Origin of the sequence: Geovibrio thiophilus (genome assembly GCF_004087915.1) — a bacterium.
GTDB classification, from domain to species: Bacteria; Chrysiogenota; Deferribacteres; order Deferribacterales; family Geovibrionaceae; genus Geovibrio; species Geovibrio thiophilus.
This window is the reverse complement of the sequence record NZ_CP035108.1, coordinates 1,205,126-1,224,030: the sequence shown is the minus strand read 5'-3', so window position 1 is coordinate 1,224,030 and position 18,905 is coordinate 1,205,126. Positions and strand designations below refer to the sequence as shown.

The window sequence follows — 18,905 nt, the reverse complement described above, 5'->3', positions numbered from 1 at the left end:
TGCTTTCAGAAACCGTTCATTTTCGCCAGAATATCAAGAGTTTCCTTGGCTCCCTTACGGTAGGGGAAGTCTTCCGGAATCTCCACATTTCTGCTCTGCGCCAAAACAAAGAAATTTGTTCCGAAGCCGCCCTCAGGCATTATCAGCGCTTTCACGGACGCTTTCTGAAGATCCGTCTCCGCCTTTTCTATCTCACTCAGAATACCGGACTGAACGAGAAACAGCCACTGCGGAGTAAGGGAAACAGGCTCAAGACCCGCATCCCTGCCGTAGCTCTGCAAGGATGTAAAATCTACGAAAGCGGTAATGTCCTGATCGCCGATTCTGTCAAAAAAGTCGTTGTTCTGTGAGTGCTTATAATAACAGGTCACCGTTCCGTCCCTGCGGTATGAGGCGAATATATTCTCCGCCGGATAGCCGTAGTCAACTGTGAAAACCATGCCTCTGTCTATCTTAGAGGCAAGAGCCTGCGCCCAGCCGATCATATCAAGGTTCAGGTCAACAATCTGCCCGTCAGTGACCCTCAGCCCTATCCTGTCCAGATATTCCTGAATTTTCGGGGTTGAAAGCTTCTCAGGGTAAAAAGTCAGCCCGCCTTCGTGTTCAATAACATAAAGCTCCTTAAGCTCTTCCCCGATTCTGATTACTCTGTGCACGGGAAAAGCGTCCACAAGCTCGTTAGAGTAAAAAACGCCCTCAAAGCCGCTGAAATCCTCAAAGGTTTTCCAGCTTACCCTGCCGTCATGCTCCTTGAGGAGTTCCTTCTGGCATTCAATGAGATACCCGCTTTTTTCTATAATCGTATAGCTGAGTCTTGAGTAAAATTCGGGCTTAACCGTTTTCAGATGCGTAAGAATATCGTTTGCCAGCATGCCGCTTCCGGCACCCATTTCACAGAAACAGGGAGGCAGAGCGAGCCTTTCGGCTGTATCGGAAAAAGCGTTTGCCAGTGTACGCCCGAAGGAGGCGGAAGCGTTGACCGAGGTATAAAAGCTCCCCTGATGTCCGAAGGGATTTTTCTTCTGGTAGTACCCCTGTCCGGGCTCATAGAGAGCCATATTCATAAATTCTGCGAAAGTTATCATGCCTTTGGCGGCAATGAGAGAGCGTATTTTATCCGTGAGAGAATCCATTATCTGACCTTGAAGTAGAGCGTTATTTCGGCGGAATCGTTGGTTGCGTATGTAACTGAGTTGAACTTGAGTCTCTCCACAAATTCAACAGCCAGTTTCTCTATGTTTGAGTCGCTTCTGGTTATGAGAACTATTCCGTAGGTTGTCCCCTGTTTGTCTATCTTAAAGCGCAGGTTCACCTTTGTGTTATTGGCAAGGGAGAACGAGGGCTTAGGCGGCACATGGGTTATGCGGCGCTTGGTATTGCTTATATTTTCCAGCACAAAGAAGCTGCTGTCGGCGTATTCCTTTGCTTCTGCGTCTGATTTTTCACCCTGTCCGGCTCTGGTTTCCTTATCCACGGTTTCACGGGTGGACTGAATCTCGGAAAGCAGCCTGTTGTCAACTCTGGCTTCGGAATCCGTGGTTATTCGGCTCACCTTGAGATCAGGGATCTCAACCTCATAGTCTGTGTCCACATCGACCTTCGGAATATCAAGTTCGGGCATTGTGATAGTAGGTTCAATGTTCCTGAAAGGGTTTTCCGCAGGTCTATCCGGCACCCCTGTTACCTTAACCGGAGGTTTGGGCAGAATCTTAGGTCTCGGCGGAATTATCTCCACCTCAACAGGTTCCGATCTGTCTGAAAAATTGACCTCAAACTTCGGAATAAAGCCCAGAAGGGCGATATGCGCCAGAATTGAGATCAGAACAAACGGAAAAAGCCGTGCCAAGACTACTCCTCTTCAACCGCGATTGCGAACTTCTCGAATCCGGTTTTTCTGGCAGCATCCATCACAAAAACAACTTTGCCGTGGGTTGCGGACTTGTCAGCCTCAATAACCACTGTCGCCTCAGCGCTTTCGTTTTTAAGACTGTCCAAAATTCCCGCCACCTTATCATCAGGATAAAGCACGCCGTTTATATGGATTCCGCCTTCGCTGTTTATGGAAATGCGGATGTTTTTCTTAACCTCCACAGGGTCCCCTTTCGCCTTGGGCAAATCAACATCAATTGAGCTTGAGACTATGAAAGATGTTGATACCATAAAGAAAATAAGCAGAAGGAAGACCACGTCTATCAGAGGCGTAATATTTATATCAAGGCTCTGCTTGCGGTCGTCTCTGGAAAATTTCACTGTCCGCCCTCTTTGAATATAAGATTGATCATTCTGCTCGTTGCCTGTTCAAGCTCAAGGCTGACTCTGTCAGACCTGTTCCTCACGATGTAGTAGAAAATCATAGTGGGAATCGCGACGCTGAGACCCGCCGCAGTGGTTATCAATGCTTCGGAGATGCCTCCCGCCAGAGCCTGAGCATCGCCCACGCCCTGAGAGCTTATCACTATGAAAGTTTTAATCATACCGAACACCGTTCCCAGAAGACCTAAAAGCGGTGAAACACTGGCTATGGTCTGAAGAGTGGGGAGGTATTTTTCAAGGCGGCGCGCCTCGTAGCGACCCGATTCCTCTGTGGCTTCCATAAGCCTTGAGATAGGAAGATCAAGGTTGTTGAGCACATCGGACGCAATTTTCGCTGCGGAGCTTGCGTCCGCGCTGCTTATTGTTCTGGCGGCTTCAAGGTCTTTCTTGCCGAGTGCCTCAAAAAGCTTCTCAAGGAAAAGCTTCGGCATGTATCTTTCTTTCCTGAGAGCGTACAGCCTCTCAAGGAATATCCCCAGTGAAATCATGGACAAAAACAGAATCGGATACATGAGCACTCCGCCCTTCTCCATAATCTGCACGAATGAATCCAACATCAGTAGACCTCCAATTATATAAATACCTTAAATATACTATACGCTTATATGCTGTCTTATGCCGCAAACGGTCATAAGGCTGTACAGTTTGAAAAAAACTACATCCTGTGTTTTTTCAAACACGCTCACGGACGGATAAACCGTCCTTCGCTTCGCACGGCGGGTTCCTCTTCTGTCTTGCCTGTAAAAAATTTTCCATCCTTGGAAATTTTTTACACACGCTCGCGGACGGATAAACCGTCCTTCGCTTCGCACGGCGGGTTCCCTTCCATGGGAACCTGTTGCGTTCATGCGGTTACCTTCTCTTATAAATACCTTAAATATACTATACGCTTATATGCTGTCTTATGCCGCAAACGGTCATAAGACTGTACAGTTTGAAAAAAACTACATCCTGTAGTTTATCCCTATTCGCATGAGAGATTGCTCCACCTTTTAGGGGGTTCGCAATGACATATCAACAGTCACTGCGAGGAAGGCGTAAGCCTGACGCGGCAGTCTCCTCTCCAGTTCGCTGTTATCCGCCATCATTTACCGCTGAGCTTTTTCTCCAGCACCTGAGCATCCTTAGTCTTGCCCAGCTTTTTATATATATCGACAGTTTGCCTCAAGCTTTGTTTTGCGTATTTTGATTCGGGGAAAAGATAATACCCTTTCATGTACGCTGCCGCCGCCTGTTCCGGCTGTTTTTTTGCCTCAAGTACTCTGCCCTGATGGAAATATCCGCCGGGCATAACTGAAACGTTTTTTCCTGCCAGCATATCCTTAACCGTCTGCTCGTTTTTCACAAGCTCCGCCCCGTCAAGGAGTGAAAGAAACCTCTCCAGTCCCGCATAATACAGCTCGGCGTCTTTATCCTTAAAATATTCTGCCGCTTTCAGCACCTCAGCCGGATTTTTGGAGACCTCGGCAATTTTGCTGTTGGCAAGCTCCCTGAACCTGTCGGATGTTTCTGTAAGCTGTATGTATATCTTGACCGCGGCGGCTGAGTCCTTCGCCTCTGTGCAGTCCGCTTTAAGGAAAAGCGCATCCTCTTTCGACCCGCCCAGAGCCATAAGCCTGTCCGCGTCGGCTATGCACTGCTCAAGCCTGCCAGTGTTTTTAAACAGCCTGCCCCTCAGCAGATAACCCTCACGCACATACTGAGAATCGGGGAATTCGCCGAAGAAGCGGTTCACCATCTTAGTCGCCAGATCTATCTCTTTAAGGTCTATGGCAAGCCTAGCCGCCTGAATAAGCAGGAAATCCTTTCTTTCAAACCTGCCCAGCCCTGTGAGGGACATTTCGCCTGTTTTGAGAAATTCAGTTTTCATGTTTCTGGCTGCATAGCCTGAAAGCAGACCGTAAACAGAGTCGAAAATGGCATAATTCTTCGCAATCAGCGTGCGGTAGATAGGCTCCGCATCGTCATAGCGCTTCATGGATGTGTAAACCTTTGCTCTCAGCAGAAGGTTTTTCGGCTCGTTATCCGTGGAATCCAGAAGGTCAAGCACCCGCCTGTAATCCCCCGCAAGGAAAAGATTTTCCGTCAGAGTGTCAAAAAACTGCATATCGGCAAAGTGCTTTTTGTATATGCTCACCGCTTCGTCATGCCGATCAAGCTTAAGGTAAGTGAGCATCAGGAGATAGTCCGTCTCTTTTTCCGTATGCGGAACTTTTTTCAGCTCCGCCAATGCGCCGCTGAAATCCTTTTTATTATAAAGAATAGCCGCACGGAGCTTGGACGCCTTTTCACCCTGAATCTTTCCGAGAAAACCTTCCGCCGCCTCATACTGATGACCGCCAATGGCAATCTCCGCCTTAAGCAGCTTACAGTCGTCCGTGAAGCAGTCCTCCACAAGCATCAGCGCATCCGCCGTTCTGCCCCGCAGATAATATATCTGCCCCAGAACATAGCGGGCTATTTTGACCTTTTCATCCTCTTCACTGGAATCTATGTACTTCAGCAGAAGGAACTCAGTCTTGGATATATCCGTGCGGAAATAGGATATACCTCGGTAGAAATAGGCGCTTTCAATCAGGTCCCGGCTGAATATTATACTGTCCAGACGGCGCACTGCCTGCGGGTAGTCTTTCCCTGCCATGGCTGCAAGCCCGTTATAGTAGTTGATATAATCGTTGTTGGTTTTTTTGTCGAACTTGATCCGGTCGCCAAAGGCGGGATCAAGGGCGGGAAACATCTGATTTACGTAAAAGAAGAATACGTTCAGCCTGTTTTCATCCGCTGTCAGTTTTCCGGTGAGCTCCGCTGCCCTGTTGATGTTTCTGTCCAGAATGGCGAGCTTGGCATTCAGAACATTTTTTGCCTCGCCCTCAGACATTGAGCTTACAAGCTTTTCAGCGGCTGTTTTATCGCCCTTTGAAATGAGGGTGTCCGCTATCATAGGCGCGGTGTTCGCAGTTGCCTTGTCAGCAAGCTTTGCCACCTCTTCCGGTTTGCCGAGAAGGTAGTCCGCAACAACGGCAAAGTCGTACATATAGGGGTATTTATCGAAAAGCTCTTTCTGAGCTGCGGCGGTTTTCTCTGTTTCCCCGTATTCCTTCCTCTGCATAAGTGAATAAAGGTATGTGTAGAGTGAATACTCGGTGAACTTGGGCTGCTCCCTGCCGGCGGCTATAACAGCCTGATAATTTTTAATATTGAAATAATATGAAAAAAGACTGTCCGTGGCTATGTCTCCAGCCGGACCGCCGGACTTTATAACAGTTTTAAGAATATCCGTGCCGCCGGTGAGGTTGCCTGTTTCCATGAGGGAGAGTGCGTAAAGCAGTGAGCATTCCTGTATGAAAGGTGTTCCGACAAGCTTTTCCCTGTATCTGCCGTAGGAATCTATCACCGGAATATACTCCTTACGGATGAAATTTTTCACAATATTGTTTCGGTACGCCCTTTCACCCACGAAAACGGATGAGAGACTTGTGCCGAAACTGCCGGAGTACATTCCCCCGGGTTCGGAGGAGGTGTATTCCTTCTCCTGAGTGCTTTCCAGCTTAAAGCTTTCCTGCCTGATGTACGTGTCAAAACCGGAAGCCACGTTAAACGACAGCGAAACATCCATATAGGACGGAGCCACACTGAACTTGGAAATATCCTCGCCCGTGAACGCAAACTCAGGAATAAGCACATCCGAGAACGACGGAACAGCGGCAAAAACAAAAAGCAGACAGGAGAGTATAAATTTTTTCATTATTCGGTTTCAGTCTTCTTTTCGGGCGAAGTAGCGTCTGAGCACCCGCCCTCACATCCCACTATACCGCTGAAAAGCGAAACAGCCACGATAAGAGCTATAAAAAGCCTAGTTAATTTCACCGCCGTCCTCCGTTGATTTTAATTTATTATAAAGCCCGTGATGCGTCATATCAAACATAAGAGGAGTGACGCTCACATATCCCCGAGAGATCACATAATCGTCCGATTCCTCACGCTCGTCTCTTTTGTACTCCTCGCCAGTGAGCCAGAAGTATCTGTTCCCCTTCGGGTCTTCCCTTACAGCGAAGCTGTCCAGAAACTTAGTATCTCCCTGAATGGCGTATTTCCAGCCTTTCAGGTCTTCATATTCGAGTGATGGAACATTAATATTGAGCAGCATTCCGTTATCAGCGTTCATATTGTACAGCTTTTTCGCAAAAAATGCGCCGACTTTCGCCGCAGGCTCAAAGTTCCGGTATCTCTTGGAGGCAAGGCTCACAGCGATAGACTTTATGCCGAGCATGGCGCCTTCGGTTGCGGCGGAAACAGTGCCGGAATATATGACATTAGTAGCGACATTTGCCCCGTGGTTAATGCCTGAGACCACAAGGTCAGGCTTTTCGGCGAGTATATTGGAGAGTGCTATCTTCACACAGTCGGCAGGGGTTCCCTTTACCGCCGTGCCGAAGAATTTTCCGTATCTGTAAAATTCCTCAGTGCGGAGAGGATCGTAAATAGTGATTGCGTGCCCCACGGCGGACTGCTCCGTGAGCGGGGCGACAACGGTGACATCCGCAAACTCAGACAGCTTGAGATAAAGCTGGTATATGCCGTCGGAGTAGATTCCGTCATCGTTTGTAAGCAGAATTTTCATAAATCACCCGTAGTTTGCGGCGCACAAAACGCCGCCATTAAACCATACATGAAGCGGGGAGTTTTTTCAAGCGGGTCAATTGTTAGGAAAATTATAAATGAACAAAGTTCAAAGGGGACGCATGACCACTTCAATATCGGCGGGCTTGCCCCAGTAAACTGATGACGTGACAGCCACGTCTATCCCTGTGCGGGCATACTCCTCTGCGTTCGAGGCGTTTACTCCGCCTGCTGCTGCTATGATTATGCCCGGATATTCAGCCTTTATCAGCTTTATCCATTCTTTCAGTGTTTCAGGCTTGACCTTATCAAACTGAATATTGCCCGCTCCGGCTCTTGCGGCTCTGAGAGCGGCATCAAGTGAATCAGCCTCCACTGCCGGCTTCTTTTCGGGAAGCTTGGCGCAGGCTTTTTCCAGAGCGGCATAAGCCTCAGCTTCGGATTTAAAAAAAACAGTGTGGTTCTCAAACAGCAGGAAGGTTTCCGAAAGCCCCAGCCTGTGCGGAACAGCTCCGCCCGCCTCAACAGCGTTCATACAGAGAGTCTTAGCCCCGGGGAGGCTCTTGCGTGTGCAGGCGACCACAACGGCGGGGTTCCCTTTTTTAGCGCTGTCCACAACTTCTCTCGTGCGGGTTGCGATGCCCGAGGCATATTCCATGATGTTCTGCGCAGCTTTCCAGCCTGCGTGAAGTTCTCCCGCCGTGCCCTTAGCGGTCATAAACAGCGTTCCCGCTTCCACCCTGCTTCCGCTTTGAAAAAGGACTTCCGCTTCGGCTCCGGCTTTTTTCAGCACTGCGCAGGCTTCCGCCACTCCGCCCAGAACACAGTCAAACCGAGCCCTGAACTCCATTATGCCTTTTATATGGGAAATGCCCATCGCTTCTGTTGTTATATCACCGTACGGAACATCTTCGGACAGAATTCTTTCAATAAGCTGATCGTAAATAATCAAAATACGCCTCCTTCAAGCAGCGTCTTCAGAGAGCGGAGAGCTTTTTCAGCGAGAAAAACACCGCCAGAGAGATGCTTCCCAGCAGTATACAAAGAAAAGCCGCTCCGGTAAAGTCGGCATCCATAACAGAATTGTAAATCTCCAGTGAAACCGTGTTGGTTTTACCTATGAGGTTGCCCCCCACCATCAGCGTTATCCCCACTTCGCCCAGACTTCTCCCCGCTGCCAGAATAAGCCCCGCACCGAGGCTGCGCCTGACAGAAGGCACAACCACAAGGAAGAATGTCTGAAATTCGGTTTTGCCGAGTGTTCTCGCCGCTTCTGCGAGCTTAAGCACCTCACGCTCAATGGCGGACTGCACAGGCTTAACCACCAGAGGCAGTCCGGCTATGAATGCCGCTATGATAACGCCTTTTTCGGTAAAAATGATGTCCGGGCTGACTGCGCCCCCCGTGAGCGCGGCTATGAGCCCATTGCGCCCGAGAAGATAAAGCAGAATAAAACCTGTTCCGACAGGAGGGAACACGAGAGGAAGAGTCACCAGAAAATCGACAAAACCCGCAAGCACGCCCTTCTTTTTTCCGAGGTAATAGCCGAGCAGAAGCCCCGCCGCGCAATGAAGCACAAGCGCGGCAAGGCATGTTCTGGCGGTAAGCAGAATGCTGAAAGCTATGTTTTCATCATTCAGTATATCGATCATAATCCGTGTTTTTTGGCTATTTTTGCGGATTCGGCATCGGCGAGGCAGTTTTTCAGTCTGAGCGCGGCGGCATTGCCTTCGCTCTCTTTAAGGAAAGCGGCAACTATGGGGATCTCAGCGTAGCCTTCATTTATCTCGATGTAGCCGCCTATTTTATCGGCTATGCCCATTGTGTCCGTGAGGTTTGAGAATCCGGCGTCAACCTCGCCTGTGGCGACGTATGAGTTCACCTGCGGAACAGTCGCAACCACAAGAAGCTTGTCCTTCACCTTATCAGTGAGTCCTTTACCCGCCATATACTGAGTTCCGGCTATGCCGTAGATGGCGTTTTCGGTGTTGGGGATGGCGAGACGTTTTATCTTGTCCGTAGCTATTTCATCAACTGACGCAATATCTATCCCCTTTCTCCACGCAAGAACAAGCTTGCCTTTACCGATGGGCTGGAATTCGGTTATTTCAAGCTTGGCTCTTGTGAAGAAGTTTTTATCTCCTATCACAACGGGTATAAGCCCGCTTGCCTTAACCTGTGCGATAACCTGACCAAGGTTGCCGAAGGACATATTTACCTTGATGCCTTCTTTCTGTTCACAGTACGCCGCCATCTCGGTAACAAGCTTTCTGTAGCCCGCACCTGCGGCGACAGTGACTTCATCGGCAGCAAACGCCCATGAGGACATAACAAAAACAACTGTGACTATTATAAGTTTTTTGAGCATAAATTATTCCTCCGAAATCCTGATAAAACCATGCTTTATTCTGAGCACAGTGAAAAACCCCGTATCGGTCTGAGATGCTTCACTCCGTTCAGCATGACGTTTCAATGGCAATTGCTCTAGGCAACAACCGCCTTCGCTCCGCACGGCGCTGCGTCTGTCCTCGCTGCATAAATCCGCACATCCTGTCGGATTTATGTACACGCTCGCGGCGGGATAAACCCGCCTTCGCTCCGCACGGCGCTGCGTCTGTCCTCGCTGCATAAATCCGCACATCCTGTCGGATTTATGTACACGCTCGCGGCGGGATAAACCCGCCTTCGCTCCGCACGGCGCTGCGTCTGTCCTCGCTGCATAAATCCGCACATCCTGTCGGATTTATATACACGCTCGCGGCGGGATAAACCCGCCTTCGCTCCGCACGGCGCTGCCCCCTCCATGGGGCAGTATTTGTTTTACGACACCCTCAACCGCCTGTCAGGGGTAACAAACTTTTTTGTGAACTGAGCGGAGCAGTAAGGGCATATCTCCTTATCGGGTTTGTGGAAAACCTCATTCACAGTACCGCATTTCACAGCCTTGCCGCCTTTGAGAACAACAACATAATCCGCAAGACGTATCATTTCATCATAGGAATGGGTGACAAGAATAACGGGGATGCCGCTCGCTGCGGGCAGCTTGCCTATGAAAGGGATAAGCTCATCCTTTCTTTCGGAATCGAGTGAGCTCATTGGCTCATCCATAAGGAAAATTTCGGGATTTGAAAGCAGAGCCCGCCCTATCGCCACCCTTTGCGCTTCTCCGCCGGAAAGAAAAACAGGCTTGCGCTTCATAAGATGCGCTATGCCAAGAAGCCTCACCGCCTCGTCAAGCCCGAAGGAGGATTCCCTTTTTCCGTTGCCGAAGAGAAGGTTTTTCTTAACCGACAGATAAGGGAAAAGGCGTTTGTCCTGAAAGATGTAGCCGCATCTGCGTTTTTCGGGAGGAAGACTGAATTTTTTGTCTGAATCAAAAAAGGTTTTTCCGTTTACGGATAAACGCCCCTGATCCGGCTTAAGGAGCCCTGCGATCATATTTATCAGGCTGGTTTTCCCTGCGCCGGAATGACCGTAAAAAACAGTTATACCCGTTCTGGGGATCTGCACGTTAACATCGATAAATGTCTGCCCAAGCTGTTTTTTTACATCAATCTCCAGCATTTTCCGCCTCCGGACGGCAGAATATTGTCCGTAATTAAACGGCGCAATATTCTGATATGTTATTACTAAAGAGAATTAGTCGTTGACGCCTATTATGACGGAGGAGGCTTTAAAGGCGCCTGATATTTTACCGCCCTTTTTCAGGTTGAGTGCGGCAAGAGATTCCTTGGTGATCACACCCGTCAGCTCACTTCCGCCTTCAAGCTTGATTGTTACGAAGGCATTGACTTCACCTGCGTCAAGATCTTCCACTGAACCTGTGAGGAAGTTTCTCACACTGAGCTTATCCTTAACGGACGGGTCTGCGATTATTACTGAGGAAGCCTTTATCATGGCGAAAGCCTCTCCGCCGACTTTAAGCCCGAGCCTTTCAACGCTTGTTTTTGTGATCCTAGCGGCTATTTCGTCTCCGCCCTTGATAGCGATGATCACTTCCGCACTGACCTGACCGAGATTAATCTCTTTAATTTTACCGAAATACTGGTTCCTTACGCTTGTTTTCACGCTCAGCCTCCGAAGCGCGATCAGAAGATCGTCCAGATCATGGATGTTCTCCTGTATCTCGGACATGATCACGCTTAATTTATTGTTTACCAAATCGTAAGAAGCGACAAGCCTCACCGCGTACGGACTTAGCTCAGCGCCGCCGCCGCCCGCGCCGCCCGTTTTTTTAAGGACAAGCGGGCTCTCGCTCACTTCATTCATCACCTGTATGGCGTCCCATGCCGCCTTATAACTGAGTCCGACATGCTTTGCCGCCTGAGATATTGATCCCGTTTCGGCGACAGCCTTAAGAAGGTTTATTCTGCCTGCGCTGATAAAAAAATTATCCGCCGCATCAAAACCCAACTCACCTTTAATTTTCATACAATGCTACCGTTATGTACGTTGGTATATAGCGTTATATACCCTAAATACCTGTGTGTCAATACTCCGTTCACTGCTCAATGATTTTTTACAGTCATATTAAAAAAATTATCCGGATACCCCGCACAAAAGAGAACACAGCGGAATATCCGGATTAAAATTTATTTCATAACTGCATCAAACCGCTAAGCCGCAAAACGGCAATCCGATTATATCATTGCCAGAAGCTTATGCACTGTTTTCTCAATTCCTTCGGCAACTTCCGGTATGCTTCGCCCCAGCATGTAAGCCGGAGAGGTCACTATTTTATTCTTTTCATCCGCCACGAAATCCTTCACAGGGCAGTTCACATGAGTTGTTCCGAGGGCTTCAACAGCATGCGCTGTGTCCGAATCGCTGCCGATCGTCACGGAAGTTTTTATGCCTGTTCCCTCAAGGGCTTTCGCAATCACCACTGGAGCTATGCACACAGCGCCCAGAGGCTTTTTTGCCATAACAGTCTCACGGACTATGCGCAGGACATCAGGGTTGATGCCGCAATCGGCGCCTTTTACCGCAAAATCAGTGAGATTCTTCGCATTTCCGAACCCGCCGGGAAATATGAGTGCGTCAAAATCACTCACTTTCACGTCAGCAAGATTTTTTATATTGCCCCTTGCGATGCGCGCCGCCTCAGTGAGAACATTTCTTTTTTCTCCCGCGGCGACCTCACCCCTGAGGTGATCCACAACATGAAGCTGTTCAATGTCAGGCGCCATGCAGATTGTTTCCGCGCCGCTCTTCTGGAGAAAATAGAGTGTAAGAACCGCCTCGTGTATCTCGGCTCCGTCAAAAACTCCGCAGCCGCTTAAAACAACTCCGATCTTCGGCATTGAAATACCTCCCTGATTTTACGGTAAAAATTTACCGTTTTATTTGGAAGGAGTCAGAGAAAACCTTTCTTTTCCGTTAAAAAAGGTTCTCTCAGTATGAAAAAATTGAAACTCCTCCAAATAATTCTATATTTTAACCCTCTTAAGCCTGTTTTTCAAGTGAACGGGTGATTGATTCGGTTATTTCAAGGCTTCTGCGGGTGCAGTCGTTGAGCGCTATGCCGTTCAGAACGTTTCCGCCCACGTACACGCCGCCGATACGTCCGCAGATGTCTTCAACCGCCTTGACCTTTTCGGCATGCCCCGGATAATACTGCGGGATGGCTTTATCCCAGCGGAAATGCCTGTAATGCACCGGTCTTGCTGTTATACCCAATGTATCCTTGATCTGGTCATACGCTATATCCACAAGCTCCTCATCGCTTTTCGCCATGAGAGACCTGCCCAGATCCGTGTCTCCGCCCATGATAACCCTGACGAGTTTTTTGTCCTTCGGTCTTCTGGAGGGGAAGATAGAGGAAGTGAAAAGAGCGCCGAGAATTTTCTTATTCTCAAGCTTGGGAATGAGATAGCCGAAGCCGTCCAGCTCGTCCTTAACATCTGTCTCATTAAACCCGAGACCCGCCACGAACGCGGGGGAATAGGGTATTCCCGCCATTATTTCCGCCAGTTCCTTATCAAGCGTGCCGAAAAACTTAGCCGCCTCATACGCCGGAGCGGCGGAGATTATATTGTCAAAATAGTATTCGCCCCCCGCAGTAACGAGTCTGAAGCCGTTTTCGCCCTTATGAACCTCGTTCACGGTGCAGCCCTTGATTATCTCAACCCCTGCGCACTTCTCCTCAAGGTCATTTATGCCCTGCATCAGTCCGCCGATGTAAGAGGTAAGAACTCCTCCGGGACCCGCCGGACCGCTTTTCTTCTTAGGTTTTTTAAGCATGCCCTTGAAGAGACCGCCGTATTTGGACTCAAGCTCGCAGATTACCGGAAAAGCCGATTTGAGACTGAGCTTTGCCGCATCCCCCGCAAAAACTCCTGAAACCATCGGCGCTATCATGTAATCCGCCGCTTCCTGTCCAAGCCTGCGGACAGCGAACTCCGCTACAGTTTCATCCTTATCGTCCTTCTTCTGAGGAACAAGAAGCTCACCCATCAGCCGGAGTTTCCCTTTGAAAGTAATCAGATCCGTTTTTAAAAACGCCGGAGCGTTTTCAGGAACTCTTATAATTCTGCCGTAGCGCATGATGAAGCGTTTGCGTGCTGCGTCATTGCTTGGCAGAAGCCTGTCGCCCAGACCTGCGTCCTTAAAAAGCTGTACAGTATGCGGCTTGCTGTCCAGAAAGCCGTTGGGACCTGCTTCGATTGTAAACCCGTTTTCACTGGCGGTTCCTATACATCCGCCAAGTCTGTCATCTTTTTCAAAAAGAGTGACCGATACCCCTTCCACGCGTGAAAGCCAGAAAGCCGCGGACAAGCCCGCGATCCCTCCGCCGATGATACCTACTTTCATAAATAAACCTTCCTTTTCTTACCTGAAACAGCCGCCGAATATTTCGGATGCCTTATTCACAGGCACTATAGCCTTGCTGATACTGCCGTATGAGTCAATCAGACGGCATATACCCTCAAGCTCTCCGCGGTCTACGCCGCTTTTATCCGCCCATGAAACTCTCTGGAGCTTCATGAGAATTCTTTCTTTATCATCAACATTAACGACAAGGCTCTCAAGCATTCCGTTCACATATTCCTTAGTTCCGTCATAATCCAGTTTCATTTCTCTTGCCATCTGGTCGTGGTAGCTCATCACAGCCAGATAGTCAAACCCCGCGTCCAGCAGCATATCCACCGACTGAGAGTACCAGCTTATCCCTTTCATGGCATCAACTGGAGTTTCGTAGTATATGTTCGCTGCAAAACGCACGGAGGGATTGCGCACCAGCACAGCCTGCCTCAGCTCCCCGAAAAAGTCCGCCATTTTCTGCGCTTTCCAGTATGCCCACGGAATATAGGTCTCGTTGCAGCCGCCGGAGACCTTCGTGCGGTTCTCTCTTTCAAGGCAGCCGAAAAGGTCGCCTGAAGTGAGCATAACCCCCGTGTCCATATAATAGGCATGCAGGGCGGAGAGGCTCGCCCCTTCCCTGTGGCGCATTATAAAATCATCCTGAAAAAGGATTCCGTCTATATCGTAAGCGGCAAGATCCTCAAAAAGACGAACAAGCTTCCGCCTGACTGCGGACATGAAAATGCTCGCACCGTAACCTTCGCCCGTGCCCTGACCGTCCGCGAAGGTTTTTTCCATGAGGAGAGGGGTCTTAAGAAATGAGAGGGTGCGGGTAGCCATCCATGCGTAAAGTCTGATTCCCCGTTTGTGTGCCTCTTCGGTCATCACGGCGAGGAGATCATCCGCCACGCAGGCTTCTTCTGTCCGGAAGTAGACTCCGGTTTCGCACTCACTGTCTTTGAGAAAATGGTGTCTGTCTGATGAGTTCTGGAAGACACGGAAGAAAACCGTGTTCCCCCCCTGCTTCTTCACCTCATCAAAGAACCTTCCCGGATCCTTCTCATAAACAGGGTCAAGCACAAACACCTGAACACCGTTGAGAAGCGGGCGGGTCTTCTCTATGAGGGTAACGGAGCCCGCATACAGATACGTGGGCAAAAGCAGGGCAAACAGCAGTATTATCCGCTTCATAGATCCGACTTTACAATTATGGGTTCAAGACGGTATTTCGCCTTTACGGCATCCCTTTTTTTCTGCGCTTCCCCGTAGGTTGCGCTGGGTGAGCAGCGGAGCCTGTACCAGACACCCTTTGCTCCTAAATCTATTTTAACATAATAAATATCGGGAAAACTCTTTTTCAGCTTGTTCAGCTCGGCTTTCGCAGTCGCCTCTTCCTTATAGGCGGCAAGCTGGAGCACATAAGCGCCCTTAACGGCGGGCTTGGGAGTTTCCTTAACGACAGGCTTGGGCTCAGGTTTTTTTTCAGCAGGCTTCACCGCAGGTTTCGGAGGTTCCGGCTTCCTTTCAACCGGTTTTGGAGCAGGCGCCGGCTTCTTTTCTGCCACAGGCGCCGGTTTGGGTTTTTCAGGCTCCCTCTTCCCGACAGGAGGGGGGGCGGGCTTCTCCTCCGGTTCCTCAAAAGGCAGCGGAGCGGATATTTTTTTCTCCTCTCCTGCGGGTTTTTCCCCTGCCGCCCTTTCGGAAACATCAACACTGCCGTTGTCGATAAGCTTGTAGACTATCTCACCGCCGGTGGAAGGATCCGTCATTTCATCCGGTTTTTCCGCAGGCTTCTGAGCGATTGTTATTTTTGACGGTTCAGACACCTTCTCTGTCACATAAACAAAGAAATACGCCGCCATTCCGAAAAGCAGAAAAAACAGAAAAACCGACTGTATCTTCCTGCCGAAGTTGTCCCTGTTGTCCGACAAGTTACATCCTTTCCGGCGCGCTCACTCCGAGGAGATCAAGACCGAAGCGCACGGCGGCGGCAACACCCGCGCAGAGGCTCAGTCTGGCTCCGGAGAGTTCGGGGCTTTCCGGGTTTATGATAACGTTATTATAGTAGTAGGAGTGGAACATTGAAGCCAGCTCCTGAAGATAGTATATCACTCTGTGCGGCTGTCTGTGGAAGGCTGACGTTTCGACAATCCCCCTGAGCTCGTACAGCTTTCTTATTATTTCCTTTTCCTCATCAAGCTCAAGGAGGTGAAGTTCTGCGCCCTTCTCCCATTTAAGCCCCTGCTCAGCCGCCTTGGAGTACAGCCCATAAACCCTTGCGTGAGCATACTGAACATAGTAGACAGGGTTGTCGGAGGTACGTTTCTTCGCAAGGTCAATGTCGAAATCGAACTGCGCCTCGAAGTCTCTCATGAGATAGAAGAACCTAGCCGCGTCCACGCCTATCTCATCTATGAGCCATTTCAGCGTGATGAACTCTCCGGCGCGGGTGGACATTGACGCACGCTCACCGTCCTTAATGAGGTTCACCATCTGGATCAGCGAAACATTGAAATCGAAATCCTCTATCCCAAGAGAGTAAACGGCAGAGGCAAGCCTTTTCACGTAGCCGTGATGGTCTGCTCCCCATACATCTATGCTGGTTCTTACCCCTCTTCTGAATTTGTTGCGGTGATAAGCTATATCGGAAGCGAAGTAGGTATATTCGCCGTTCTGGCGCTTGACCACCCTGTCCTTGTCATCGCCGAATTTAGTGGAAGCGAACCACACGGCTCCCTCACTGTCATAGACATGACCGAGGGTGCGGAGTTCTGCCAAGCACTCCTCAACCTCTCCGCTTTCATAAAGCGATTTTTCGCTGAACCATCTCTGGAATGTGACACGGAACTCTTCCAGATCCGCCTCTATCCCGCTTCTTATGTCCTCAAGACCGTATTCAAAGGCGAGATTGAGCGCCTCCTTTTCGTCCATGGAGAGGAGTTTATCTCCGTGTATTTTATGAAGCTCTTTAGCTATGTCTGTTATGTAGTCACCCTTGTAGCCGTCCTCAGGAAACTCAGCATCCTTGCCGCACACCTGAAGGTAGCGCACGTAAATGCTTTTGCCGAGGTTGCTCATCTGCTTGCCGGCATCGTTGACGTAATATTCGGTCATTACTTCAAATCCGGCGGCTTTCAGTATACGTGCGAGGCTGTCGCCGTAGGCGGCATTGCGCCCGTGTCCTATATGAAGCGGTCCGGTGGGATTGGCGCTGACAAACTCCACCATCACCTTTCTTCCGCCGCCCATATCGGACATGAACGGAACATCGGAGCTTATGCAGTCACGGAGAAGATCAGTGTAAAATGTTTTTGATATAGAGAAGTTTATAAAACCCGGGCGTACCGGCTCGCATTTTTCGATCAGGGGATGCTTCATTCTTCCGGCTATGTCTGCGGCTATATCGAACGGATTTTTTCTTAAGGATTTTGAGAGCTTAAGGGCGGTGTTCGCCGCAAAATCACCGTGGTCTTTGTTGTTCGGCACTTCAACGGTGTATTCCGGCAGCTCGGCTTCAAGCCCGCCTTCCTTTAATATTTCCTCAACTGCTTTATCGATAAGGGTTTTAATGACAGCCTTCAAATTACGTCCTCCGAGTTTTCCTTGAAAAGCAGATAGTATCAGGTTGAAAAACCAAATTCAAGAGGGGAATGGAGTGGCATATATATGAACAGGCAGACAGAGGTCAATGTAATAGACAATTTTTCCTATTTCCGGTAAATTAGTTAGAAATTTACGCCGAATGGTGTAGAATATTATTATAATAACAATTTTAGCGGGGTTTAGCGGTGATTGAAGCGGAAAGCGGGCTGATAGACAAACTCTCAATACTTTACGTTGAAGATGAGGACTCCATCAGGGAGCGGCTGTCCCGATTCCTACAGAGGCGCACGCAGACCCTGTATCAGGCGTCTAACGGGCGGGAAGGACTTGAGATGTTCCTTGAGCACAAGCCCGACATAATTATAACCGATATACGCATGCCCGTTATGGACGGTCTCAGCATGGCTGAGCAGATCCGTGAGCACAGCACGGACATCCCGATCATCATCACCACCGGACACAATGATGAGGAGTTCTTCCTCCGCTCCATAGATATAGGCATAGATAAATACATTAAGAAGCCGATTAACTTCAAGGAATTCATTCAGGTGCTGATACGCACTGCAAAAACCGTCATCCAGCAGAAGGAGCTGGATTCCAAAAACCAGTTCATCAAAACCATACTGGACATCAACCCCCAGATGCTTCTGATAACCGACGGCGAGAAGATCTCTTACCTGAACAAGTCTTTCCTGAGGTACATAAAATGCGAAAATATCGAACAGTTTCAGGATAAGTTCGGCTCCATAGACTACTTCCTCATAGAAAAGGAGGACAGCTTCTACAGAAACCGACCGTTCAGCGAGTGGGTGAAAACTGTAATCAATCATCCCGAAACCGATCATATGCTGATCATGACGGGAGATCTCCAGCATAAGGATCCGAACAACTCCGATAACTCATCGTTCATGATAAGAGTGAACAAGGTTCCCGGACATGCGGAATGGCTGCTGAGCTTCAGCGATATAACCAAGCTTGAGCAGGAAAAAGAGCTGTATATGGTCATGTCCAATCAGGATTACCTGACGGGAATCTTCAACAGAAAGAAATTTTACGATGAACTCAATAAGGAGATAGACAGAGTACGCAGATACAGCCAGAAGCTCAGTGTCATAATGTTCGATGTGGATCACTTTAAAATGGTCAACGACACCCACGGACATCAGGTAGGCGACACAGTGCTTCAGGAGATCTCCTCCATTGTTCAGCGGGCTATCCGCAAAACGGATGTTTTCGCCCGTTACGGCGGAGAGGAGTTCACGGTGCTTATGCCCGGAACATCCAGACAGGGCGCAACAGAGATAGCCGAAAGGCTGCGGGTGGAAATAGAAAGCACCGCTTTTACTCACGCGGGAGTTATAACATGCAGTTTCGGCGTGGCGGAAATAGAGGAAACCGACAATTCCGACACCTTCCTGAACAAGGCTGACGTTGCCCTCTACAAAGCGAAAGATAAAGGAAGAAACCGTGTTGAGGTTTTCGACAGCGGCGGCATCATCTGTAAAAAGTAGAGCAGAACAGCTTTTTCTGTGATTAACATTTGATATTGTTGTTTTTTACATGTA

General features: G+C 49.2%; 18 protein-coding genes. 1 reads left to right on the top strand and 17 read right to left on the bottom strand.

All coding sequences use genetic code 11. The annotated features are described in order from the left end of the window. Window positions 1–5: 5 nt before the first annotated feature. From EP073_RS05770 to argS, 17 genes are all read right to left on the bottom strand, one after another. Complete coding sequence (locus EP073_RS05770; protein WP_128466216.1) at window positions 6–1,133, bottom strand: class I SAM-dependent methyltransferase; 1,128 nt, start codon at window positions 1,131–1,133, stop codon at window positions 6–8. After that, window positions 1,133–1,846, bottom strand: a complete 714-nt coding sequence (locus EP073_RS05765) for a hypothetical protein (protein ID WP_128466215.1) — start codon at window positions 1,844–1,846, stop codon at window positions 1,133–1,135. Before EP073_RS05765 ends, EP073_RS05770 begins: the two co-directional genes overlap by 1 nt. A gap of 2 nt (window positions 1,847–1,848) precedes the next feature. Beyond that, window positions 1,849–2,250, bottom strand: a complete 402-nt coding sequence (locus tag EP073_RS05760; protein ID WP_128466214.1) for an ExbD/TolR family protein — start codon at window positions 2,248–2,250, stop codon at window positions 1,849–1,851. Further along, window positions 2,247–2,870, bottom strand: coding sequence for a MotA/TolQ/ExbB proton channel family protein (locus tag EP073_RS05755; RefSeq protein WP_128466213.1), 624 nt, complete (start codon window positions 2,868–2,870; stop codon window positions 2,247–2,249). Before EP073_RS05755 ends, EP073_RS05760 begins: the two co-directional genes overlap by 4 nt. A gap of 527 nt (window positions 2,871–3,397) precedes the next feature. Further along, window positions 3,398–6,058, bottom strand: coding sequence for a tetratricopeptide repeat protein (locus tag EP073_RS05750; protein WP_128466212.1), 2,661 nt, complete (start codon window positions 6,056–6,058; stop codon window positions 3,398–3,400). Then, window positions 6,058–6,180: a hypothetical protein gene (locus EP073_RS14075; RefSeq protein ID WP_283808379.1), complete on the bottom strand. Its 123-nt coding sequence runs from the start codon at window positions 6,178–6,180 to the stop codon at window positions 6,058–6,060. Before EP073_RS14075 ends, EP073_RS05750 begins: the two co-directional genes overlap by 1 nt. Then, complete coding sequence (gene surE / locus EP073_RS05745; RefSeq protein ID WP_128466211.1) at window positions 6,167–6,934, bottom strand: 5'/3'-nucleotidase SurE; 768 nt, start codon at window positions 6,932–6,934, stop codon at window positions 6,167–6,169. Before surE ends, EP073_RS14075 begins: the two co-directional genes overlap by 14 nt. 108 nt (window positions 6,935–7,042) lie before the next feature. Continuing rightward, window positions 7,043–7,885, bottom strand: coding sequence for a ModD protein (gene modD / locus EP073_RS05740; protein ID WP_206617504.1), 843 nt, complete (start codon window positions 7,883–7,885; stop codon window positions 7,043–7,045). 25 nt (window positions 7,886–7,910) lie between these two features. After that, window positions 7,911–8,585, bottom strand: coding sequence for a molybdate ABC transporter permease subunit (locus EP073_RS05735; protein WP_128466209.1), 675 nt, complete (start codon window positions 8,583–8,585; stop codon window positions 7,911–7,913). After that, on the bottom strand, window positions 8,582–9,301 hold the full coding sequence (gene modA / locus EP073_RS05730; RefSeq protein ID WP_128466208.1) for a molybdate ABC transporter substrate-binding protein: 720 nt from the start codon (window positions 9,299–9,301) through the stop codon (window positions 8,582–8,584). The genes EP073_RS05735 and modA overlap by 4 nt, the downstream gene beginning before the upstream one ends. A 452-nt stretch (window positions 9,302–9,753) precedes the next feature. After that, window positions 9,754–10,497 carry a molybdenum ABC transporter ATP-binding protein gene (locus EP073_RS05725; protein WP_128466207.1) on the bottom strand — a complete coding sequence of 248 codons (744 nt, stop codon included), beginning with the start codon at window positions 10,495–10,497 and terminating at the stop codon, window positions 9,754–9,756. Window positions 10,498–10,572: 75 nt separating this feature from the next. Then, window positions 10,573–11,364, bottom strand: a complete 792-nt coding sequence (locus EP073_RS05720; RefSeq protein WP_128466206.1) for a TOBE domain-containing protein — start codon at window positions 11,362–11,364, stop codon at window positions 10,573–10,575. Between the two features lie 209 nt (window positions 11,365–11,573). Further along, on the bottom strand, window positions 11,574–12,236 hold the full coding sequence (gene elbB, locus EP073_RS05715) for an isoprenoid biosynthesis glyoxalase ElbB (RefSeq protein WP_128466205.1): 663 nt from the start codon (window positions 12,234–12,236) through the stop codon (window positions 11,574–11,576). 142 nt (window positions 12,237–12,378) lie between these two features. Further along, entirely contained in the window at window positions 12,379–13,746 is a 1,368-nt protein-coding gene (hemG, locus tag EP073_RS05710; protein WP_128466204.1) for a protoporphyrinogen oxidase, read from the bottom strand. Window positions 13,747–13,764: 18 nt separating this feature from the next. After that, on the bottom strand, window positions 13,765–14,928 hold the full coding sequence (locus EP073_RS05705; RefSeq protein ID WP_128466203.1) for a poly-beta-1,6-N-acetyl-D-glucosamine N-deacetylase PgaB: 1,164 nt from the start codon (window positions 14,926–14,928) through the stop codon (window positions 13,765–13,767). Next, a complete protein-coding gene (locus EP073_RS14070) occupies window positions 14,925–15,668 on the bottom strand; it encodes an SPOR domain-containing protein (RefSeq protein ID WP_128466202.1) in 744 nt (247 codons plus the stop codon). The genes EP073_RS05705 and EP073_RS14070 overlap by 4 nt, the downstream gene beginning before the upstream one ends. A 1-nt stretch (window position 15,669) precedes the next feature. Next, complete coding sequence (gene argS, locus EP073_RS05695) at window positions 15,670–17,319, bottom strand: arginine--tRNA ligase (RefSeq protein WP_128466201.1); 1,650 nt, start codon at window positions 17,317–17,319, stop codon at window positions 15,670–15,672. 206 nt (window positions 17,320–17,525) lie between these two features. Between argS and EP073_RS05690 the strand changes: the two genes are divergently transcribed. Then, the gene (locus EP073_RS05690) at window positions 17,526–18,851 is read left to right on the top strand and encodes a GGDEF domain-containing response regulator (protein ID WP_128466200.1); all 1,326 of its coding nucleotides are present in this window, start codon (window positions 17,526–17,528) and stop codon (window positions 18,849–18,851) included. Window positions 18,852–18,905 lie beyond the last annotated feature (54 nt).